Origin of the sequence: Butyrivibrio sp. (genome assembly GCF_017433805.1) — a bacterium.
Taxonomy (GTDB): Bacteria; Bacillota; Clostridia; order Lachnospirales; family Lachnospiraceae; genus Butyrivibrio.
In genome coordinates this window covers 1-20,842 of the sequence record NZ_JAFRGN010000046.1, presented here as the reverse complement: position 1 = coordinate 20,842, position 20,842 = coordinate 1, and the positions used below count along the sequence as shown (strand labels likewise).

Annotated in this window: 14 protein-coding genes; 10 read left to right on the top strand and 4 right to left on the bottom strand. The window is 41.5% G+C overall.

Annotated elements, in window-relative coordinates; all coding sequences use genetic code 11:
* The first annotated feature begins 415 nt into the window (after window positions 1–415).
* Both IJI01_RS11550 and IJI01_RS11545 read left to right on the top strand, forming a co-directional pair.
* Window positions 416–1,180 carry an exodeoxyribonuclease III gene (locus IJI01_RS11550; RefSeq protein ID WP_292190403.1) on the top strand — a complete coding sequence of 255 codons (765 nt, stop codon included), beginning with the start codon at window positions 416–418 and terminating at the stop codon, window positions 1,178–1,180.
* A 16-nt stretch (window positions 1,181–1,196) separates the two neighbouring features.
* Window positions 1,197–2,189: an AEC family transporter gene (locus IJI01_RS11545; protein ID WP_292190400.1), complete on the top strand. Its 993-nt coding sequence runs from the start codon at window positions 1,197–1,199 to the stop codon at window positions 2,187–2,189.
* A gap of 137 nt (window positions 2,190–2,326) precedes the next feature.
* Here IJI01_RS11545 and IJI01_RS11540 read toward each other — a convergent pair whose 3' ends face one another.
* A complete protein-coding gene (locus IJI01_RS11540; protein ID WP_292190396.1) occupies window positions 2,327–3,259 on the bottom strand; it encodes an alpha/beta hydrolase in 933 nt (310 codons plus the stop codon).
* 126 nt (window positions 3,260–3,385) lie between these two features.
* Here IJI01_RS11540 and arfA point away from each other — a divergent pair, with 126 nt between their 5' ends.
* Window positions 3,386–4,903 carry an arabinosylfuranosidase ArfA gene (gene arfA / locus IJI01_RS11535; protein ID WP_292190394.1) on the top strand — a complete coding sequence of 506 codons (1,518 nt, stop codon included), beginning with the start codon at window positions 3,386–3,388 and terminating at the stop codon, window positions 4,901–4,903.
* 90 nt (window positions 4,904–4,993) lie between these two features.
* Here arfA and IJI01_RS11530 read toward each other — a convergent pair whose 3' ends face one another.
* The gene (locus tag IJI01_RS11530) at window positions 4,994–5,563 is read right to left on the bottom strand and encodes a DUF4234 domain-containing protein (protein ID WP_292190391.1); all 570 of its coding nucleotides are present in this window, start codon (window positions 5,561–5,563) and stop codon (window positions 4,994–4,996) included.
* Window positions 5,564–5,766: 203 nt separating this feature from the next.
* Here IJI01_RS11530 and IJI01_RS11525 point away from each other — a divergent pair, with 203 nt between their 5' ends.
* Together IJI01_RS11525 and IJI01_RS11520 are read left to right on the top strand one after the other, a co-directional pair.
* On the top strand, window positions 5,767–7,116 hold the full coding sequence (locus IJI01_RS11525; RefSeq protein WP_292190389.1) for an MATE family efflux transporter: 1,350 nt from the start codon (window positions 5,767–5,769) through the stop codon (window positions 7,114–7,116).
* Between the two features lie 120 nt (window positions 7,117–7,236).
* Window positions 7,237–8,418 (top strand): aldo/keto reductase, encoded by a 1,182-nt coding sequence (locus tag IJI01_RS11520; RefSeq protein WP_292190386.1) that lies wholly within the window; start codon window positions 7,237–7,239, stop codon window positions 8,416–8,418.
* Here the strand turns inward: IJI01_RS11520 and IJI01_RS11515 are convergent, their stop codons facing one another.
* A complete protein-coding gene (locus tag IJI01_RS11515) occupies window positions 8,419–8,838 on the bottom strand; it encodes a hypothetical protein (RefSeq protein ID WP_292190384.1) in 420 nt (139 codons plus the stop codon).
* Complete coding sequence (locus tag IJI01_RS11510) at window positions 8,835–10,379, bottom strand: Y-family DNA polymerase (protein ID WP_292190381.1); 1,545 nt, start codon at window positions 10,377–10,379, stop codon at window positions 8,835–8,837. Before IJI01_RS11510 ends, IJI01_RS11515 begins: the two co-directional genes overlap by 4 nt.
* 117 nt (window positions 10,380–10,496) lie before the next feature.
* On the opposite strand from IJI01_RS11510, the gene surE reads away from it, so the two are divergent.
* The 5 genes from surE to IJI01_RS11485 all read left to right on the top strand — a co-directional run bounded on the left by surE (window position 10,497) and on the right by IJI01_RS11485 (window position 20,701).
* Window positions 10,497–11,213, top strand: coding sequence for a 5'/3'-nucleotidase SurE (gene surE, locus IJI01_RS11505; RefSeq protein WP_292190378.1), 717 nt, complete (start codon window positions 10,497–10,499; stop codon window positions 11,211–11,213).
* A 21-nt stretch (window positions 11,214–11,234) separates the two neighbouring features.
* Window positions 11,235–13,487: a DUF3160 domain-containing protein gene (locus IJI01_RS11500; protein WP_292190375.1), complete on the top strand. Its 2,253-nt coding sequence runs from the start codon at window positions 11,235–11,237 to the stop codon at window positions 13,485–13,487.
* Between the two features lie 56 nt (window positions 13,488–13,543).
* On the top strand, window positions 13,544–14,959 hold the full coding sequence (locus tag IJI01_RS11495) for a CapA family protein (protein ID WP_292190373.1): 1,416 nt from the start codon (window positions 13,544–13,546) through the stop codon (window positions 14,957–14,959).
* A 157-nt stretch (window positions 14,960–15,116) separates the two neighbouring features.
* On the top strand, window positions 15,117–19,064 hold the full coding sequence (locus tag IJI01_RS11490) for an endo-1,4-beta-xylanase (RefSeq protein ID WP_292190370.1): 3,948 nt from the start codon (window positions 15,117–15,119) through the stop codon (window positions 19,062–19,064).
* Window positions 19,065–19,183: 119 nt separating this feature from the next.
* On the top strand, window positions 19,184–20,701 hold the full coding sequence (locus IJI01_RS11485) for an MBOAT family O-acyltransferase (protein ID WP_292190367.1): 1,518 nt from the start codon (window positions 19,184–19,186) through the stop codon (window positions 20,699–20,701).
* Window positions 20,702–20,842 lie beyond the last annotated feature (141 nt).

The window sequence follows — 20,842 nt, the reverse complement described above, 5'->3', positions numbered from 1 at the left end:
TCCCTCCATTTTGTAATAAATAGATTGTTTCGTTTCTGTTACTCCTCTAGCCTCGGGTTTTGTGACACTAGGAAACGGGCCCGGTTTCCTAAAGGCATAAAAAAACCCCAGGTAAATCACAAGAACTTACCTGGGGAACCCATGTCACAAAAAATATTCAGATGCAGGTTGAAAAATCCTTATCCGAACAAGATATCCCGAGGTAAAGTCTGTGCATAATGATTCGCTTTAAAAAAGTTCGCCACTGTAAATGTCATTTCTTTTACCTCGCTTTCTTGATTATTTATCAGTCGTAGCAAAACTGATATGATTGATAATGGCACACAAAAGTTTCACTGTCAACCTTGTTTTCAGAAATTTTATTTTTGATATAATAAATCTGTTGACAATAGGCAGTAAGAGAAATGGAGAGATTATGGGAAAAAAGTTAGTGTCATGGAATGTTAACGGACTACGCGCCTGTGTATCCAAGGGATGCTTTCAGGAGTTCATGGATAAAGAAAATCCTGATGTGATCTGTCTTCAGGAGACCAAGCTTCAGGAAGGACAGATTGAGATTGACCTTCCAGGATATGAGGAGTACTGGAATTATGCTGAAAAGAAAGGCTATTCAGGTACTGCTATTTTCACCAAGGAAAAGCCAATCTCTGTAACCTACGGACTTGGGATAGAGGAACACGACCACGAGGGACGTGTGATCACAGCTGAATATGAGGACTACTACCTCGTAACAGTTTATGTTCCCAATGCCAAAGAGGACCTTTCAAGACTTGAGTACAGACAGGTCTGGGAGGATGATTTCCTTGCATATATCAAGAAGCTTGAGGAGAAAAAGCCAGTAATCTACTGCGGTGATCTCAATGTTGCTCACAAGGAGATTGACCTTAAAAATCCTAAGCCAAACAGAGGACATGCTGGATTTACTGACGAAGAGAGAGCTAAGTTTGATAATGTTGTAGGTGCTGGACTTGTTGATACCTTCAGACATTTCTATCCAGACCTTGAGGGAGCATATTCCTGGTGGTCTTATAGATTTAATTCAAGAGCCAAGAATGCTGGCTGGCGTATAGACTACTTTGTAGTATCAGAGAGCTTTATGGACAAGGTTGAAGATGCCAAGATTTATGCGGATGCTCTTGGTTCTGATCATTGCCCTGTTGGTCTTATTTTGAAAGATTGATCGGGGTTGAGGTTATATGGAAAATCTAATCTTTAGTTTAAATGCTACTTTGCCAATTTTTCTTTTGATGGTGCTGGGCTATGTTTTTAACAAACTTCACATTATCGATGAGAAGGCAGCAAGCTGGATGAATAAGTTTGTTTTCAAGGTTGCGCTTCCTGTGCTCTTATTTGAAGACCTTGCAGAGCAGGATTTTGCAGGAACCTGGAATGGCAGATTTGTACTGTTCTGTTTCCTGGTCACATTACTTAGTATTCTGGTGATCACACTGATATCCAAGCTGATCATTAAGAATAAAGCAGAGCGAGGTGAGTTTATTCAAGGCTCCTATCGCAGCAGCGCAGCACTTCTTGGAATAGCCTTTATTCACAATATCTACGGAACAGGTAGTACAGGAATGGCACCACTTATGATCATCGGAAGTGTGCCAATTTACAATATCTTTGCTGTAATAATACTGATGCTGACAGCTCCTAAGTCAGCAGTTCTTGGTAGATACACAAGCGAAGACAATAATTCAGACGATGTACAAAAAGAGCTGTTTAAGAAAACACTCATAGGAATAGCCAAAAATCCAATTCTGATTGGAATTTTCTGTGGCCTTATGTGGTCACTTCTAAAGCTTCCTGTGCCCAAATTTATGGGTTCAATGATCTCCAGTGTCGGAGGCCTTGCTACTCCACTTGGACTTATGTCCATGGGTGCAACCTTTGATTTTGCCAGGGCTGTAAATAAAATAAAGCCCACATTACTTGCGAGCTTTATCAAACTATTTGCGCTTGTAGGCGTGTTCATGCCTCTTGCTGTAGCTCTTGGCTTTAGGGATGAACAGATAATAGCGATTCTTGTTATGCTTGGCTCAGCTACAACAGTTTCAAGCTTTATAATGGCCAAGAACATGGGACATGAGGGAACACTCAGTAGTAGTATCATAATGATGACTACCTTTGGATGTTCATTTTCATTAACATTCTGGTTGTTCGTTCTTAAGACATTTGGAATTATATGATAACGAAGGGCTATGTTAATTCAAATACAAACCTCCAATGATTCACAGAATCAAATCGGTTTGTATTTAAATTAAACATAGCCCTGCTGTTTTTATGTCTTTTTCAAATTATTAAGAACTCATGGCGTTTATAATGATCAGAAATCAGTTTTGCTCAGGAAGCTCTCAATTTTGCCCCAGTAATTCTCAGGATCAACAGTTACACATTCGATGTGGCCTGCGCCGAGGATCATGCAATACTGCTTGGGACATTTAGCTGCTTCATAAAGTCTTGAGCACATATGTGGATCAATGAAGGTGTCATCATCTCCATGAATGAAGAGTGTTGGTGTTGTAGAATTCTTGACCGCTTCAATTGGATTAACTTCATTGATGTCATAGCCAGCCTTCAGGTAGATAATAACCCTTGCCAGGAAAAGAGCTATAGGCGTAGGAACAACAGAGCCTTTGAACTGTTTGTAGGTGTGAGCAAACTGTTCTCGAAGTGTAGCGTAGGCACTGTCTGCAATTGCTGCCTTAACATTTCTTGGAAGGTGCTCTCCTGTTGTCATAAGAGTTGTAGCTGATCCCATGGACATTCCATGAATTAGAATCTTAGCTTCAGGATCTCTTTTGACAATCCAATTTATCCACTCGATGATATCAAGTCTGTCATCGTAGCCGTATCCGATATAATCACCTTCGCTCTGACCAAAGCCTCGAAGATCAGGAAGAAGGCAGTTAATGCCCTTATCAAGATAATATCTGGCGTAAACACCGTTGGCTTCGTGGTTATCCCAGATTCCATGGATGACAATCGCATATCTGTGGCTGTCTTCCTTGGCAGGAATGAAGGATGCGTGTAGTCTTAACTGATCTACAGAATCAATATACATATCCTGTCTGTCAGGATGATTTCGTACAAAGCGTCTGCCTTCTGTGATAGCCGGGTCAAAATCCCTTCCATCATCTGCATCTGTGTGCTGCTTGGGCACCATAGATATCTGATAAATATAGTTAGTAAAAGCATAAACCCCACCAAAAACAGTAGAGAATATGCCAAGCTTAAGTAGTGTATTTTTCTTGCTCATAATATTTCTCCTCTAACCTACATCTTAACATTTTTTTAAGAAATAAATGAGTATTTTCCATTTCCTTTTTATAAAGAATGTATTATATTATTCATGTGACTGTAAATTATTTTAGGGGTATTTAAAATGAAAAAAGCAAAAATTGAAAACAAAGTACAGGTTTGTATCGATCGTGACTTTACTATCAGTAAGGTAGATGAGCGAATCTTTGGATCTTTCATTGAGCACCTTGGACGTGCTGTATATGAAGGAATTTATCAGCCAGGCAATAAGTTTGCCGATAAAAACGGATATCGTAAGGATGTCATGAAGCTTATTCAGGAGATCAACGTTCCTATCGTTAGATATCCTGGTGGAAACTTCGTATCATCTTTTAACTGGGAAGACAGCGTTGGTCCTAAGAAGGACAGACCTCGTAGAATCGAGCTTGCATGGGGCGTTGTTGAGACTAACCAGTTTGGTCTTGATGAGTTCATGGATTGGTGTAAGAAATGCGGAACCAAACCTATGTATGCTGTAAACCTTGGTACACGTGGAATCGATGATGCCAAGAATGTAGTAGAATACTGCAACAGCAAGGGCGGAACCAAGTATGCTGACATGAGAATTGCAAACGGAGTTAAGGATCCTTACGGAATCAAGCTCTGGTGCCTTGGTAACGAGATGGATGGTCCTTGGCAGACAGGACACCTTACAGCTGAGGAATACGGACGTAAGGCTGACCTCGCAGGCCAGATCATGAAGCTTGTTGATCCTACAATCGAGACTGTAGCATGTGGTTCTTCAGGACTTACAATGCCTACATTTGGTAACTGGGAGAGAACAGTTCTTGAATGTGCTTATGACAACATCGACTATCTCTCACTCCACCAGTACTACGGAAATGGCGAGCATGACACACCTAACTTCCTTGCAAGCAGCGTAGCTATGGATCAGTTTATCAGCCAGGTAGTTAGCATCTGTGATTATGTTAAGGCTGTTAAGAGAAAGAAAAAGGATATTCACCTTTCATTTGATGAGTGGAACGTTTGGTATCACTCAAATGAGCAGGACAAGAAGCTTGAGAAGTGGGTTGAGCATCCACATCAGCTTGAGGATATTTATAACTTCGAGGATGCACTCCTTGTTGGTTCTATGCTTATCACAATGCTTCGTCATGCAGACAGAGTTAAGATTGCATGCCTTGCTCAGCTTGTTAACGTTATCGCACCTATCATGACATCAGATACAGGTGCATGGAGACAGACTATCTTCTATCCATATATGCAGACAAGTGTTTATGGACGTGGAGAGGTTCTCAACACAGTAGTTAAGGTTCCAACTTATGAGTCCAAGCACGGCGATGCTCCTTACGTTGATTGCGTAGTTGTTGCTGATGATGAAAACGATGCAGTAACACTCTTTGCAGTTAACAAGAACCTTGAGGATGACTTTGAGCTTACTTGCGATCTCAGACAGTTTGCTGATTACAAGGTTGTTGAGCATAGCGTACTCACACACACAGATCTTGAGGCAATTAACACAGAGAAGAACCCTGACAATGTTAAGCCTGTAGATGCAACCAAGAATTCTAAGGTTACTAAGGGAATCCTTACAAGCACACTTCCTGCTAGAAGCTGGAATGTAATCCGTCTTGCTAAGTAATTCTTTTTAGAAAAAAGACAATAAAAAAGGTATGCAATGTAGATGACAAATGCCATTTACATGCATACCTTTTATTATGCTCTTAAATAATTAGCAAGAAGCTACAAGGTTGTTGATTGCATCCTGAGCGATGATGTAGTTTACAAATCCAAGACCAAAGATGCTAAGGATAAGGAACAAGATTGAAGAGCTTCCGTTAGGTGTGCCCTTGATCATGTCAACCTTCTCACCAAGCTTGTATGACCAGTAGAAATAGTAAATACCGCAAGTAATGATTGTGAACAGGAATGCAAGTCCGCCAGATGCGCCTTCTGTCTGGTTTGTGATGTGGTTAGTCTCATCTGTAAGAACGATGAACCAGTAAATACCATAGATACCGCAAGTTACGATTGTAAGAATGATCGCAAGTGCAAGCTCTCTCTTCTGAATACCAGTAACATTAAGGTAGTAAGGTGATCCCTGCTGTGGATTGCCCTGCTGACCAAAGTTCTGCTGATAAGCATTGAAATCAAAACCAGCTGGCTGACCCTGTGACTGAGCTGCACCAGCATCAGCTGTAGGTGCTCCGTTTCCATCTAATGCTGCGCTTACATCTGCACCGCAGTTAGGACAAAACTTTTCTTCCCCTGTAATTTCTGTTCCGCAATTTGGACAAAACATGATAAATCCTCCTCTAAAAAATAAACTATTAACAATATTATCACATGTGCGTCTGTTTACAAACATATAACACTACATAAAAGAAAAAAGTTGCATTTAGTTTCTAATTTGGTAACATGGTAGAATTGAATCAAAAGATTAATTGCGTACTATTTATTTAACGGGAGTCTAGTAATAGTGCGGAAACTACAGGAGATTTATTAGTGGAAACAAAAATTGATAATAAGCTTTTTTACAAGAACCTTATAAGGATAGCATTTCCAATTGCACTTCAGAGCCTGATGCTTGCTATGGTGGCAGCTGCAGATGCTCTTATGCTTGGAAGAGTAACACAGGAGCAGATGACAGCTGTTTCTCTTGCAACTCAGATACAGTTTGTTCAGAACATGTTCCTCTTCTCTTCTACTACAGCTGGTGCTATTCTTGGAGCTCAGTACTGGGGCAAGGGAGATAAAAAAGCTCTTGAGAATATTTTTAACCTGATGCTTATTTCAAGTGAAGTTGTTGCCGTGGTATTTTTTGCCATGTGCGAGCTTATCCCTGGACAGCTCATGCACATATTTGCATCAGACCCTGAGCTGATAGCTATTGGTACAAGTTATCTCAGAATTGCTGGCTGGTCATATCTTATTACAGGTATTTCCCAGAGCTACCTTTCTATTATGAAGGTTACTGAAAACGTCAAGGCTGGAGCTCTTATCAGTACTGGTGCGGTTCTTTTGAATATAGGGTTTAATGCTGTATTCATTTTTGGACTTTTGGGAGCACCAAGAATGGAGGCTCGAGGCGCAGCCCTCGCTACAACAATCTCAAGAGTTATAGAGCTGACACTTTGTATTGTGATATCACTTAAGCCCTCATATATCAGACCAGCACTTGGCAGAATGTTTGCTGTTCCTCTTCAGTTGTACAAAGACTTTATGAAGCAGTATTTACCGCTTCTAGGAGGATCACTTTGCTGGGGAATAGGATTTACTTCGTATACAGCTATCATGGGTCATCTTGGCGTAGATGCAGCAGCTGCCAATTCTATCGCTGCTGTAGTAAGAGATCTTATCTGCTGTCTCTGTAACGGAATAGGAAGCGCAGCGGGAATTATAGTTGGTAACGAGCTTGGTGCTGGCAGACTTGAGCTTGGCAAGCAGTATGGAATCAAGCTCAAGAACATATCCTATGTAATAGGCTTTGTTTCTACAGCACTTGTTCTTGCTGTTACGCCTATAGTTGTTAACGGAGTAATCCTCACGGATACAGCAAGACATTACCTTGTAGGGATGATGATCATCATGTCTGTTTACATGATAGGAAGAGCTGTGAATACAGTAACCATCAACGGAGTACTTGATGGCGGCGGAGACACACTTTTTGATATGTACAGTCTTATCGTTACTATGTGGTGTATAGCGATTCCGCTGGCTCTTGCTGGTGCGTTTGTATTCCACTGGTCTCCTCTTTTAGTTTATGCATGCACCTGTCTTGATGAAGTTGGTAAGATTCCGTGGGTTATGTACAGATTCAGGAAGTATAAGTGGGTACAGGACCTCACAAGATAATTCGCGTAAAAAAGTGAGAGTATTTTTAGTTAATATTTTATAAAATATAATTTTACAAAATGTGAGTTGAATAATATAATCGGCTTGTAGGATAGTTGTTTTTCAAATAGGGAGAAACATATGGAGTACAGGCAGAACAGAAATGGTGAACCAATTTCAATCCTTGGCTATGGATGTATGCGTTTTACTACTAATGGACGTGGCATCGATATAGACAAGGCAGAAAAAGAGATAATGAAAGCCTATGAGATGGGCGTCAATTATTACGATACTGCTTATGTTTATTCAGGAAGTGAAGCGGCTCTCGGAGAAATTGTGGAGAGAAATGGCATCAGGGAAAAGATAAACATAGCAACCAAGCTTCCACAGTATCTTGTAGGAAGCAGAGCTGCTCTGGATAAGTATTTTGAAGAGGAGCTTAAAAGACTTCGTACCACCTACGTGGACTATTATCTGATGCACCACATGACAGCTCTTAATCAGTGGGATAAGCTTGAGAGAGTCGGCATCAGGGAATGGGTTGAGGAAAAGAAAAGAACTGGCCAGATCAGAAATATCGGCTTTTCCTATCATGGAAATACAGAGGATTTCATAGGAATTCTTGATTCCTATGACTGGGATTTCTGCCAGATTCAGTATAACTACATGGATGAGCACACTCAGGCCGGTAGAAAGGGCCTCGAGCATGCAGCTAAAAAGGGAATTCCAGTAGTTATTATGGAGCCTCTTAGAGGAGGTAAGCTTGTTAATCTCCTTCCTAATAAGGCAAAAGAGCTTATAAATGCTCAGGACACTGGCTACACACCAGCTGAATACGGACTTAGATGGCTCTGGAATCAGCCAGAAGTTACCTGTGTTTTATCGGGAATGAATTCTATAGAAATGGTTGAGGAGAACTGTCGCATCGCATCCAGCGCTACAGCAGGCTCTTTTACCGACAAGGATTTCGAACTTATAGATCAGGTTAAAAAGATCATTTCTGAGACAGAGCTTGTGGGATGTACAGGCTGCAGATATTGTATGCCTTGTCCTAAGGGCGTTGATATTCCTGCCCTCTTTAGATGCTACAATATGACAGCGCTTGAGAGTAAGGCAGAAGCCAGAGGTGAGTATTTCCAGACTGTAGCTCTCAAAAAAGAGCCAGCCTTTGCAACACAGTGTATTGAATGTGGAAAATGCGAGCAGCACTGCCCTCAGAGTATACCCATCAGAAAAATGATTAAAGAGGCAGATAAGGTTGTCCGCCCTCTCCCATACAAGGTTGCTATTGGAGTAGCTAGGAAATTCATGTTAAGAGGATAATTAAGCTTCTGCGCTATCAGGTTCAATACTGATGATGTCATCGATAGCTATGGTGGATTTATCCATCAGCATTACGCTTCGGCTGACAGAATCAATCTTGCGGATATTGGCAGAAATGGTGACATATTCGCCACCAGCTTTTACTTCATCAGGCACAAAATAGGTGATTGTAGCCTTAGGGTGCTCTGAAATAACTAAATTAAGATTAGATAGTATTTGGTCGAGCTCAGCCTTCTTTTCTTCGCTGAGCTCGATTTTGCTTTCTGTAAGACGGGCAGTTTCAGTGACAGCATCGTCGTAGCCAGTTAACGCTGCAAAAGGCGCAAACTGAGCGGCCCTGTTCTCAAGAGGCATTGGCTTATGCTTCCTGGAAACCGGTCTGTCCATATATAACATATCCTTGTATTTATCAATACTCATGCCTTGTGTCCGCCTATCTGTCTTGCTCTGTCCATGCCTGTTGCGCCCTCTTCATAGGAGGTTCCACGGACAATAGCAGTCTTACCAAATTTCTTTTGTATCTCCAAGGTCGCCTTCTGAAGGGCTTTAGCCTTGGCATTCTTAGCTTCCTTTTCCTTCTTCTCCTTCTCTTTTTCATCATAATCAACAAAAAGAGAAAGCTGCTCGTAGGAGGATTCTACAGTTTTCTCAGCTTCTGTCTCACTAAGAACACGCGTTGCAACGATAGTTACGCGTCTCATCAAAAGATTCTCATCAACCTGAGAGTCGTAGATATGTAGGGCTGCTTCTATAATGTTGTCACTAAGATTAGTAAACTCCTCAAGATTGTAGCTACCGTGAGCATGCACCGGAATAAGTCGACCGTAGTAATCCTTGCCGATATCACCGTGATATTTCCTACGAATCTCAGGGTCATTAAGGCTCTCTGCGTCGTAGCCGATAGATAGAACTATCTGATCTGTGACCTTCTCCTCTTCCATCAGCTGAAGAGCTAGTGCCTCTGCCATCTCTTTGACAATGATGCGGCATTTATCATAGGTATACGGACAGTGGAGAACCTGTCCCAGACTTACGCTGTTGTTGTCAGGCTTGTAGGATTTGACCATCTCCATGGTGCAGGGCTCATAGCCCCAGGCGTGGTCTATAAGGAGCTCTGCGTTTATTCCAAAGTTCTTGTACAGAAGGTCTTCGTTAAAGAACTCTCTCTCGCCGCCAAGGCTACATCTGGCGATATCTCCCATTGTATTAATTCCAAGAGCCTTAAGTCTTCTGGTATAGCCTCTTCCAACGCGCCAGAAGTCTGTAAGCGGCTCATGATCCCATAAGAGCTGTCTGTAGCTGATCTCATCAAGCTCAGCCATGCGAACGCCGTTTTCGTCCGGATCGGTGTGTTTGGCAACAATATCCATGGCTACCTTGGCAAGGTACATATTGGTACCAATGCCAGCAGTTGCAGTGATTCCGGTCTCTTCCATTACCTGCTTGATCATCATCTGGGCAAGCTCTCTTGGAGTCTTGTTGTAGATCTTAAGATACTTTGTTACGTCCATGAAAACCTCGTCAATCGAGTAAACATGGATGTCTTCAGGTGCAACGTACTGCAAGTAGATATGGTATATAGTAGTGCTGATGTCTATATAACGAGCCATTCTGGGAACGGCAGCTATAAAAGAGAGCTTGAGAGAAGGATCTTTTTCCAGAGCCTCTTCATCATCGGATTCTCCTGTAAATTTATGGCCAGGTGCCTTGCGAAGCCTTTCGATATTTATCTCTTTTACCACCTGAGTTACCTCGAAAAGCCTTGGCCTTCCAGGTATACCGTACTTCTTAAGAGATGGGGAAACGGCAAGACAAATAGTCTTTTCAGTTCTGCTCCTGTCAGCAACTACAAGATTAGTAGTAAGCGGATTTCTATCCAGGTCCTGACATTCAACAGACGCATAAAAAGACTTAAGATCAATAGCAATATAATAATTTTGTCTTTCATTACTATTTGTCATATGCCTATTTTACCATGAAAAGGGCCCGTAAAACATATGTTCGCAAGCTGAATTTTGCGCGAAAACAACTAAGAGAGTATTATAATTGTATGTGAAATTGCATAAACAGGAGAAATTATGAGAAAAATACTTATTACCAATGATGATGGAATTGAATCTGATGGTATCAGAAGACTAGCAGAGGCGGCAAAAGAGTTTGGTGAAGTCTGGATTGTTGCTCCGGAAAGTCAGAGGAGCGCAGCTTCTCACAGCATCACACTTCGCCATCCAATTGATGTTCATCCCTATAATTTTTCTGTAGAGGCAGTTCATGCTTTTTCCTGCACAGGAACACCAGCGGACTGTGTAAGAGTGGGAATCTTGAGCATCATGCCAGAGAAACCTGATGTAATCATGTCTGGAATTAACTTTGGCTACAATGTAGCCTGCGATATTCAGTATTCTGCAACAGCAGGAGCAGCTTTTGAAGGCGAGTTTCAGGGAGTTCTGTCAATCGCGTTCTCAGAAGGAATGACAGGAGTTCACGAGGTTACTGATAAGTATCTTAGAGAAATAATGGCTGAGCTTATTGAAAAGCCATATGTTCCAGGACAGATATGGAATGTTAATTTCCCTCATTGTAAGGCAGATGAGTGTAAGGGAATACTCAGAGACAGACTGGTTTCCAGAAAGTCTTTTTATACAGACAGATACAGACCTGTTGAGGAATTTGCCAATGGCGGAGTAAGCCTTATGGTGGATGGCATATTTAACCCTCAGTCAGAGGAAGGTACAGATTACGGCGCAGTTCTTGATAATTATGTTTCAGTTGGAACAGTCAGAAACGTATGCTGATAACAATATGAGGAGGATGTTATGAAAAAGAAAGTGTTGGTAATAGTCTTGTCACTGGCTATGCTCACAGCTTGTGGAAAAGCAGGATCTGTGAGTACTGAGCAGCCACAGAATGCTACAAACGATGCATCACAGACTGTAACTAGTGAAGAAAAGACAGATGTGTCAGAAAAAGAAAGTGCTGAAACTCAGGTGGTTCCATTATCTTCTAAGGCTTCTATCCTTGGAGATGAGGAGATCATCTATTATGATCCAAATCTTGTTCCATCAATTCCAAGCTATACTGTGGAGCCGGATTTATCTAATGTTGTGATCCATCCATCTTTGGATTATACGTTCAATATGGAGCATGAAGATGAGTATAACAAACCCAAGGAGCGTATTGAACTTCTATCCAAAAACGGTTTTGTTATCACAGGCTCTGCTGGAGATGAGTTTTTTGACGTATATGAAGGGAACAGATATGGAATGGTTCCTAACTTCATTACTGTTGATTCTCTGATGCACACATACCATCTGTATTTTGCATATTTGATGAAGAATTCAGAAAAAGACTATCTTTCTGAGGAACTTAAGAGCCTTAGCCTTACTATGTATGAGACCTCCAAGACACAGTACGAGGAGCTCAAAGGCTCGCAGTGGGAGAAGGCAGCGCTTGATAATCTCATCTTTTTCTATATTGGAAGTAAGCTCCTTGATGACAGCGTAGCACTTCCGGATATAAGCAGTGATGTTACAGCGGCTGTTGATAATGAAATGCAGAAGATCAAGGCTGCAGAAGGTATTGATTTTTGCGTTGTTACAGACAAAAGAGAAGACTATTCTCAGTACAAAGTAAGAGGCTACTACGAAGGCGACGAGAAGCTTGAGAGATATTTCAGAGCTATGATGTGGTATGGTAGAATAGCCTTTGAGCTTGAAAATGAAGAAATGGTTAAAAGTGCTATTCTTCAGACAAGCGCCATTTCTCCGGTTCAGGATAAATGGAACAGTATCTATAAAATCACCAGCTTTTTTGCTGGATCATCAGATGACCCTGGCTATATCGAGCTTAGTGAGATTATCTCAGATGTCTATGGCCAGCTGCCAGATACTCAGACACTTACTTCTGACGAGGCTTCCTTCAAGGCAGTACTTGAGAAGGTTAAAGACCTCAAGATGCCTGAGATCAATTCAATCCCTGTAGAAGACGGAGATAATCCAATCATTCCATCCTACAGATTCATGGGACAGAGATTTACTATTGATGCTGCTATTATGCAGAGACTCATCTATAGTTCGGTAAAAGAAAATTCAAAGGGCGAGTTCAGATATCTTCCAGATGCGCTGGATACACCAGCAGCTCTTGGCTCAGAAGCAGCCATGAAGATATTAGAAGAAAAGGGCGCTACAGACTATAAGAACTATACTGATAATATGACAATTGTGTCACAGCGCTTTAATAATGATGATCCTCAGTTCTGGAATGCCAGCCTTTATGCTGGATGGCTCAATACCTTAAGACCACTTCTTGAGGAAAAGGGCGAAGGTTATCCTTCATACATGCAGAATAGTGAGTGGACCAAGAAGAACCTTGAGACTTTTGCCGGCTCCTACACAGAGCTTAAGCACGACACTGTTCTTTACGCCAAGCAGAACATGGCAGAGATGGGAGGTGGAGAGGAAGATTTGGATGACAGAGGTTACGTTGATCCTCAGCCTGTAGTTTACAGTAGATTTAAGTTCCTTTCAGAGAAGACCAAAGAGGGACTTGAGGGATACGGAATGCTCAGCGCTTCATCCAAGGAAGACCTCGACAGACTATCTGAGATAGCTGGAACTCTTTTGGCAATATCAGAAAAAGAGCTAAGATATGAGGACTTAAGCGATGATGACTATGAGTTCATCAGAAGCTATGGCGGATATATAGAGCATTTCTGGAGAGAAGCAAACAAGGAAGAAAACGGCGAGAGCCCAGTCAGCAGTGACCAGGCACCAGGATCAGTTGTGGTAGATATTGCTACAGATCCAAATGGTACTGTGCTCGAGATTGCAACAGGACATGTTGATGGAATATATGTTGTTTTCCCTATAGATGGTGAGCTTCACATTGCACATGGTGGTGTTTACAGCTTCTATCAGTTCGAGCAGAATATGAATGACAGACTTACAGATACCCAGTGGAGAACAATGTTAAGCGGCGGGTATCTTGACGACGACTGGAACTGGGTTGCAGTTGAGAATAATATCGATAGAGCAGACTGGACAAAGAGTTACAGAACTGAAAGATGGTAAAATGCATTCCTGACAAAAACAAGATAACTAAATGGCTACTGCTATCCTTAGGGATAGTGGTAGCTTTTTGTGTTGCTATATTTATTGGTAAAAGAAATTACATCCCGAGTTGGGTTGACTGGACAGAGAGGGAAGTATCCTTTGAGCATGGGAAAAAAGGCAACGAAATATTAAGATTAACAGTTGGCGGTAAAAAGTTTTCAGTTAGTGATGAGTGTGGCGAAATACTCTTTGAAACTAATATAGATATTAAGGTTCAGGATGCCATAGCTACAGACGTGGACGGTGATGGGCTACAGGATATCATCGCAGTTGTCTGGAAGAGAGGACTTTATGGTAAACACAGGCCCTTCTGGGTAACGTCTGATGAAAAGAATTATTCCCAACATGTCTTTATATATGGTGTAAGTGAAGATGGCGAAGTCTCGCAAAAGTGGTTTGCCTCGGAGACGGGAATACTTATAAATCGCATGAAGCTGATGGATAAGAAGCCGCAGATTGTCATGTTTGAAGATATAGATGGCGACTGCACTTTGTGGCAATGGGAGAGCTTTGGCCTTAAAAATATTGAAAACAAAGTAAAGATTGTAGCTTTTGGAGATAATCTGATTCACGATGCAATCATAGATGCGGCTAATAAAGAACATGGAAGAAATTATGATTTCCTGTATGAGCCATTTCTTGATGATATCAGAAGCGCTGATATAGCTGCGCTAAATGCAGAGACAGTGTTGGTTGATAAAGAGAGTATGGTATCGGGGTATCCTTCCTTTGGCTCACCTGTTGCTGTGGGCGAAGCTATAGCAGATGCTGGCTTTGATATAGCTGTTTGTGCAAATAATCATGTGCTGGATAAGGGAATTGATGCACTTGAATATACCAGAAGGTTCTATGAAGCTAAGGGAATAAAGTGTCTTGGAATTCAGGACAGGGCAGATACTGAGAAAAGGCCTTATGAAGTTATCAAAAGAAACGGTATCTCTTTTGCTCTGTTTGCATACACCTATGGCACAAATGCAGGTGATATATCTGATAGGTATCCAAATGCTGTTCATTATCTTCCTAGAAATGAGGAGCAGGAAAAAGAACTGCTGGAGGATTTACAGAAAGCCAGGGAAGAAGTGGATATTATAATCGTATTTGTTCACTGGGGAGAAGAGTACGAATTAAATGCAAGCAATGAGCAAATGAAGATGGCAGCTCTTTTTGCAAAGGGCGGAGCAGATGCCATTATAGGAAGTCATCCTCATGTAATGCAGGAAGTGGAAGAGTTAGATAGGCCAGATGGCGGAAAAACAGTGGTGTACTATTCACTTGGGAATTTCAGAGCCGATCAGGGAAAGGATGAGAATACTAAGACTGGCGGAGAGGCAATTTTAACGGCTTCACATACTTTTGATGGTGCAGGAATAGTGAGCTTTGAAATCAAGAAAATTGACTCCTATTGGATGGCTGATAATAATTCTAAATAAAATATAAAAATATTATAAAAAATTGCAAAATCTAGCAAGTGGTTAGCATTTTTTGATAGGCATACTGTGCGAAAATACTAAATAATCATAATTAGCGACATTGTGCTTTGGGGATTTGCACAAAAATAATTATTTAGACAGGAGGAAAAGCAAAGGTATGCACAAAAGATGGTTGGGGTTATCATCGATTGTTATGGCAGGACTTCTGACCGTAACTAGCGTTGGTACCGGTGTAACACAGGTCTACGCTGCAGAAGCAGGCGCAGAGAGCTCTCTTGTAGTTGAGACAGATGAAGCTACTGCAGAGGCAAGCAAGGATGAAGAAGTTGTAGTAGACGCAGCAGCTGAAGGAAGTTCAGCAGAAGTTGTAGAGGGCGTAGTAGACGAACCAAAGGAAGAGGTTAAGGATGAGTCTTCAGAAGAAGCTTCAGACGAGGCTTCAACAGGAGATACAACTACTCCAGTAGAAGAGGAAGTTAACGGCCTTGTATTCTTTGACAGATGGTCACAGGGCAACAAGGTCTCTAACAAGCTTGAGTTTGAAAAACAGTATCAGGAATTCTGTTATGATCTTGGACAGGTTTATGATACAGCTAATGTAAAGAGCGTTACTATTAAGGTTGCTGACCAGGAAGGTAACGTATGTATTAAGTTCTATGATGATGGATTTAATGAGGTGCAGCCTAATTATTCCAACAATGGCAGCAGCAAATATATTATTGCTCCTACTTATGATGGAACATTAAGGTATATCGGCGTTATGTCAATGCTGGAGGGTGCTGAGAATTATCCATATCATATTACAATCAAGGATGTTGTAGTTGATGCTCAGGCACCAGCAGAAGAGAAAAATGAAGAGACTCTTGTACTTGAGGGCGATGCTCTTAAGTTTACAGAGGCTTGGAATGGTACAGCGGTTGAAGGCAGAAAACTTAAGTTTGATCAGGAGTGGCGCGAGTACAGAGTTTCTCTTGGCAAGACAATCCCTGGCGAAGATGTTAAGGCTGTAAAGGTTACATTTGCTGAGGCAAATAGCCAGGCTATCTGTATCAAGACCTATGGTAATGGCAATGAGCTCAAGGCTGATTATGGTAAGAGCGGCGCATCCAGCTACACAACAAGCCCTAGCGTAACTTCTGATGTTGATGCTATTGCTATCATGGCAATGAACAACCAGACATATCCATTTGAAGTTACAGTTGAGAAGGTAGAAGTTGTTATAGATGTAACACCAGAGAGTGAGAGACCTCAGAAGGGTGTTGAGTATGACATCGTTGACCTTCGTGACCCTGTAGCAGCTCTTATGGGTGATGATTTCATCATTGGTACAGCAGCAAGTTATGATGAGTTCGCTGATGAGCTTGATATGGAGCTTGTATTCAAGCACTTCAATGGTGTAACTCTTGGTAACGAGCTTAAGCCAGATGCAATGCTCAAGAGCTCAGCGCCTATCATTACTTACGAGCTTAATGGTGAAGATGTTCCATTCCCAGAGCTTAGCTTCACAACACCTGAGAGCCGTCTTGATCTTTTTGTTGATTGGAACGAGAATCATCCTGACAAGCAGATCAGATTAAGAGGCCACGTTCTTGTTTGGCATTCACAGACTCCAGAGTTCTTCTTCCATGAGGACTATGACACATCTAAGCCATATGTAACTCCAGACGTTATGAACAAGCGTCTTGAGATCTACATCAGAGAAGTTGCTCAGCACTTCACTGCTCCAGGCAGCAAATATGCAAGCCTCTTCTATGGATGGGATGTTGTTAACGAGGCAGTTAGTGATTCTACAGGCACATACAGAAGCGGAAGCGAGAATTCAGCTTGGTGGAGAGTTTACAATTCACAGGAATTCATCACAAACGCATTCGTATATGCTAACAGATACATGCCAGCTAATATAGCTCTTTTCTACAACGATTACAATGAGACTGGCACAACTAAGATGAAGGGTATCTGCCAGCTTCTTAATGACGTTAAGGCAACACCTGGCGCAAGAATTGATGGTATGGGAATGCAGGGTCATTACCAGATCGCCAACAATTCACCAACAATGGATCAGTTCAAGACAGCAGCTAAGGCTTATGCTGAGATCGTTGACCAGGTTCAGGTTACAGAGCTTGACTTCAAGGGCGCTACAAGTGCTAAGGATGAGAGACTCTCAGAGAGATATAAAGCAGTATATGACACAATCAGAAGACTTAGAAATGAGGGCGTTAACTTCACCGGTATGACAATCTGGGGAGTAACAGATAAGCACTCATGGCTTCAGACAGCAAACAACAACGGTGGCGGTTCAAACGGAAGCTCCAGACAGTATCCACTTCTCTTTGATGATTACTACAAGGCTAAGGATTGCTTCTGGACACTTGTAAATGCAGGTGAGCTTGAGCCAGAACTTAAGAGCGTAACACTTGTTCAGAATGCAACTGGTGACTTCTCAGGTGGACAGGCTTATACATTTGGAACAAATACAACTGCTACAGTTGTACCTATGTGGAGAGAAGGATTCCTTGATCTCAAGATTTCTGTAAATGATCCTGTAAACTTCAAGATGGATGAGGTGAATGTTTACGTAGATGCAGGAAACGGTATCTACCTTGAGCATATAAACAGATCTCAGGTTGACTCCCCCGAAGTTCGTATTGAGCAGACAGAAGCAGGTTATGATGTTACTGTTAGTGTAGCAGTCGATAACGATGTACTTCAGGCTAATAAGGTTAAGTTTGATGTTGTTGTTTATAATCAGGATTTAGATGAAACAATCGCATTTGCTGATACAACCTTCAAGCAGGCAGAGAGCAGCAAGTACTATGCTGAGACAGTAGTTAAGCCACTTCTTGCAGTTAAGAAGGGCACACCTGCAGTTGATGGTGATGCATCTGATGCTGTATGGGCAACAGCTAATGAGATGCCTCTTCTGATCAACATTGGAGCTAAGGCATCAGCTACAGCTAAGGTTCTTTGGGATGAAGAGAATCTCTATATTCTTGCAGATGTTAAGGATTCAGTTCTTAATAAGGATTCTGGAGATGCATGGCAGCAGGATTCAATAGAGATCTTCGTAGATGAGAACAATGCTAAGACAGGTGCTTATCAGGACGACGATAAGCAGTACAGAGTTAACTATGTAAACGAGCATAGCTTCAATGGAACAAAGTGCGTTGAAGAAAACTTCAATACAGAAGTAACTGTTACAGAAGAAGGATACGTTGTAGAAGCAGCTATTAAGTGGACAGACATTACTCCTGCAGTGGGCGCTTTAGTAGGTCTTGAGCTTCAGGTTAATGACGCTGACGAGTCAGGCAAGAGAGCTGGAACACTTAGCTGGGCTGACAACACAGGTAACGGCTGGTCATCAACAGAGGTATTTGGAACAATCATCCTTACAGATGGATCAAATGTTCCTACTCCAGGTGAGCCAGATCCAGAGACTCCTGTAGAGCCAGAGGGAACACTTGTAACTAAGTATGGTAAGACATACTATGTTGATGCTAATGGCACAAATCTTACAGGAATGCAGACTATTGACGGTGAGATGTATTTCTTTGATCTTAGCAGTGGCGTAATGAAGAAGAACGCTATGTTTACATTCGAAGATAAGAAGTATTTTGCTAAGGCAGATGGTAAGCTTGCTGCAAACGAGAAGATCACAAGATATGGTGCAGATTATATCTTTGATGCAGATGGAGCTATGGTGGTTGGATTTACAGAGCTTGATGGTAACCTCTACTACTGCAAAGCTGATGGTAAGGTTTCAAAGAATGGACTTATCACAGCTGATGATGGCAGAGTATTCTGCTCAGGAAGCGATGGCGTTATCTATAAAAATGCTAAGGTAGAGAAGTACCACAATGAGTACATCTTTGGCGAAGACGGCATGGCTAAGACTGGTTTCGTAACATTCGAAGACAAGGATTACTATGGTAAAGGCAATGGAAAACTTGCTAAGAATGAGCTCTTTACAGAAGGAGAATACAAGTACTTTGCTAAGGAAGACGGAACACTTGCTAAGAGCGAAGTGATCGTAAGATATGGCGTAATCAGATATACTTTCGATGAGTTCGGTCATCTTGTTAAGACAGAAAAGGGAATATTCTTCTAATCGCAAATATGTAATACAGATTTATTCAGGAGAGAGGCAAAATCTTGCCTCTCTCTTTGTTTTACACTAAACACCTTATTTGGTATACTCTTCATGATGTTTATTAGATGGAGATATTTATGGGTTTTAATTCGTTTACGTTTATACTGATATTCCTGCCTATTTTGCTATTTGGCTGGAACGTTTTAAATAAATACGAGAAGTACAGATGGGCAGATTTGTTTCTGCTTTTTATGTCACTGTATTTCTACCAGACCTTCGGTATGGAATTTATGTTGGTGCTGGGAGCAAGTGCTATGTGCAACTATCTGCTCAGCGCTGTTATAGATATAAATAAAAAAAGTGCAAATATAGTCAAGGTTATCGGAGTGCTGTTTAACCTTGGTCTTTTATTCTATTTCAAATATCTTGGATTTTTCCTGGACAATGTAAGTGCTCTTACTGGAGCTACCATTACGATTAAAGAGATAATCATGCCTATAGGAATCAGCTTTTTTACCTTTGGTCAGATTTCTTTTATTGTGGACAGAGCAAATGGGAAGACAGAGAATTACAGCCTTTTAAGGTACCTTATGTATTCCTTCTATTTCCCGAAACTGATTCAGGGACCTATAGCATTTCATAAGGAAATGATAGACCAGTTTGATGATACAAGCCTTCGTAGATACGACGCTGACAAAATGGCAAGAGGCCTTATGTCTTTTATCATTGGTCTATCCAAGAAGGTTCTGCTGGCAGATAACCTGGCCATGGCAGTTAACTACGGATTCCACTACACTTACTATCTTGATACACTTACCGTTATTTTTGTAATGCTGGCATATGCCTTTGAGATTTACCTTGATTTCTCTGGCTATTGTGACATGGCAAACGGCGTCAGCCTTATGCTTGGCTTTGAGCTTCCAATGAACTTCAATTCACCATATAAGGCAGCTTCTTCCAAGGAATTATGGCAGCGCTGGCACATGACTCTTTCAAGATTTTTTATTAAATATGTTTACATTCCACTTGGAGGCAGCAGAAAAGGCAAGCTTCGTACTATGATCAATGTCCTCATAGTATTTGTTTTAAGCGGACTCTGGCACGGAGCAGGCTGGACCTATGTTTGCTGGGGCCTTATGCAGGGACTTTTGGTTGTATGGGATAACCTTGGAATAACAGGTGTTAAAGAGACAGTGGGTTCCAAAAAGAACCGCTATCTGTTGAGAGAAAAGCCTCTCATCGAAGTTCCAAGACCAATCGGAAATGCCATAACCTTTATCATGTTTGTGATCTCCCTTGTGTTCTTTGGATCACAGAATCTTGAGTATGCGTTCGAGATGTTCAGAAGATTTACCTTCTGGACTTATCCGGGATTTCTTTATAAGACAGCAGAGAATTTCAAGATTTCTGAGAACTACATTTTCAGACAGCTCTTTACCCAGCTTGGAAGAGACAACATGAATAATATTGTTTATCTTGTGACTTTTGTGATTCTCCTTGTTATTAGCGCTATTGTTATGACCAGGAAGAACACTGCCGAGATTGTAAAAGAGACTAATTTTGATAAAAAGACAATTGCAGGACTTACGGTTCTGTTTATCTGGTCCTTTATATCACTTTCAAATGTAAGTACATTTATTTACTTCCAGTTCTGAGTGCGAGCTGAGAAAATCAGCCGCAAAGCGGTTGATTTTCCCCAGCGAGCACGGGGCGCCGTGCAAACTGGGAAGCTGCTTTATATACAGTAGGAAAATCCTATCGGGAAAGGACTGGCTATCCACCCGTACCGAGCATTT